The 2,691-nt window shown below is 73.5% G+C and carries 2 protein-coding genes; both read left to right on the top strand.

Going from position 1 to position 2,691, the window contains the following annotated elements:
• A partial coding sequence (locus ACIRYZ_RS46420; protein WP_402955786.1) for a beta-ketoacyl reductase occupies positions 1-1,170 on the top strand: 1,170 nt, incomplete at its 5' end.
• 36 nt (positions 1,171-1,206) lie between these two features.
• Positions 1,207-2,691 (top strand): type I polyketide synthase (locus ACIRYZ_RS46415; protein WP_402955783.1); only part of this gene is annotated, 1,485 nt, incomplete at its 3' end.

The raw sequence follows: 2,691 nt of genomic DNA, 5'->3' as shown, positions 1-2,691 counted from the left end.
GCGGAGCTGGGTGCCCGCACTGAGGTGGTGGCCTGCGACGCCGCCGACCGCGAGGCCCTCGCGAAGGCCCTGGACGGCCGGACGATCAGCGGTGTTGTGCATGCGGCCGGTGTGCTGGACGACGGTGTCGTGAGTGCGCTGACGCCCGAGCGCCTGTCGGCCGTCCTGCACCCGAAGGTGGACGCGGCCTGGAACCTGCACGAGCTGACCAAGGACCAGGACCTCAAGGCCTTCGTCCTGTTCTCCTCCATCTCGGGCGTCATGGGCAGCGCCGGCCAGGGCAACTACGCGGCGGCCAACGTCTACCTCGACGCGCTCGCCATCTGGCGCCGCCAACAGGGCCTGCCCGCCCAGTCCCTGGGCTGGGGCGCCTGGATGCCCACCGCCGGCATGACCGGCACTCTCTCCGAAGCCGACCTGCACCGCATCCACGCCACCGGCGTCCCACCGCTGACCGAGGACCAAGGCCTCGCCCTGCTCGACGCCGCCATGGGACTCGACGAGCCCTACCTCGTCCCCATCGGCCGCGCCGCCGGACCGGCCAGGATGCCCGGCACCGTGCCCGCGCTGCTGCGCGGACTCGTCCGCGGCGCCCGCCGCGCGGCCGAGTCCACCGGCGGCCGCACCGGAGCGGTGGCCGCGCTCGCCGCCCGTCTGACCGCGCTGCGCGAGGCCGACCGGCTGCGCCACGTCGTGGACCTCGTCCGCACCGAGGCTGCCACCGTCCTCGGCCACGCCTCACCGCAGGCCGTCGTCGCCGACCGGGACTTCCACGACCTCGGTGTGGACTCCCTCACGGCACTTGAGCTGCGTAACCGCCTGACCGCCGTCACCGGCCTGCGCCTGCCCGCGACGCTGGTCTTCGACCACCCGACGTCCGCCGTCCTCGGCGCACACCTGCTCGGCGTGCTCCTGGACGAGCAGGACGTGGCGGACGGCGCCGCGCTGTTCGGCCAACTCGATCGCCTGGACGCGGCTCTGGCCGATGCGGACACCGACGAGGCGACCCGCAACGCGGTTTCGCTCCGGCTGCGCCGAATGCTGGAGAAATTGCGAAACCAGGACGCGCAGAATGCCGAGGACGCCATTGCGGAGCGGCTCGAAGCAGCGAGCACCGACGAGGTCCTGGCCTTCATCGACAACGAGCTCGGCCGTCTGAGCGACCGCTGACCGACTCCGCCTCATCACAGGAAGGCACCACCCCCCATGTCGAACGACAGCAAGCTCGTTGACTACCTCAAGTGGGTCACGGCCGACCTGCACCAGACACGCCAACGACTGCTGGAGGTCGAGTCCGGCCGGCACGAGCCGATCGCCATCGTCGGCATGGCATGCCGCCTGCCGGGCGGGGTGACCACCCCCGAGGAGCTCTGGCGGCTGGTCGCGGACGGTCGGGACGGCATCACCGGGTTCCCCGCCGACCGCGGGTGGGACATCGCGGCGCTGCTCGGCGAGGGCAACGGCAGCAGCGCCTCGATCGAGGGCGGATTCGTCACGGCCGGCGAGTTCGACGCGGGCTTCTTCGGGATCTCGCCGCGCGAGGCCCTCGCGATGGACCCGCAGCAGCGGCTGCTGCTGGAGACGTCCTGGGAGGCCTTCGAGCGGGCGGGCATCGACCCGAGCGGCCTGCGCGGCACCCGCACCGGAGTGTTCGTCGGCACGGCGGGCGTCGACTACGTCGGCGTGGTGATGAACTCGGACGAGGACATGGAGGGTCACGCGACCACCGGCCTGACGGCGAGCGTGCTGTCCGGCCGGGTGTCGTACACCTTCGGCCTGGAGGGCCCGGCGGTCACCGTCGACACCGCGTGCTCCTCCTCGCTGGTGGCGATGCACCTCGCGTCGCAGGCGCTGCGGGCCGGCGAGTGCACGCTTGCCCTCGCAGGCGGCGTCACCGTGCTGTCGACGCCGATGAGCTTCTCCGGCTTCTCCCGGCAGGGAGGGCTCGCCCCGGACGGGCGCTGCAAGGCGTTCGCCGACGCGGCGGACGGGACGGGCTGGGCCGAGGGCGCGGGTGTCCTGGTGCTGGAGCGCCTGTCGGACGCCCGCCGCAACGGGCACCCCGTGCTGGCCGTCCTGCGCGGCTCGGCCGTCAACCAGGACGGCGCCTCGAACGGGCTGACGGCCCCCAACGGCCCGTCGCAGCAGCGCGTCATCCGGCAGGCGCTGGCCGCCGCCGGGCTGTCGGCCGGCGAGGTCGACGCCGTCGAGGGCCACGGCACGGGCACGCCGCTCGGCGACCCGATCGAGGCCCAGGCGCTCCTCGCCACCTACGGGCAGGACCGCGAACAGCCGCTCCTGCTCGGCTCGCTGAAGTCCAACATCGGCCACACCCAGGCCGCGGCCGGCGCGGCCGGCGTGATCAAGACGGTGATGGCGCTGCGGCACGGCGTGCTGCCGAAGACGCTGCACGTGGACACGCCGTCCGCCGAGGTGGACTGGTCGGCGGGGGCGGTCGAACTGCTCACCGAGGCCCGGGCCTGGCCGGAGGTGGACCGGCCGCACCGCGCGGGCGTCTCCGCCTTCGGGATCAGCGGTACCAACGCGCACGTGATCGTCGAGGAGGCGGTGGAGGAGGACTCTGCGGCCGACGACCCGTCGGTCGTGCCCGGCGTGGTGCCGTGGGTGGTTTCGGCGAAGTCGGAGAAGGCGCTCGACGCGCAGCTGGAGCGGCTCGCCGGGGTCGGCGGC

This window comes from Kitasatospora sp. NPDC101155, assembly GCF_044768305.1.
Taxonomy (GTDB): domain Bacteria; phylum Actinomycetota; class Actinomycetes; order Streptomycetales; family Streptomycetaceae; genus Kitasatospora.
The sequence above is the reverse complement of the archived record's forward strand: the minus strand, read 5'-3'. Positions and strand labels throughout refer to the sequence as shown.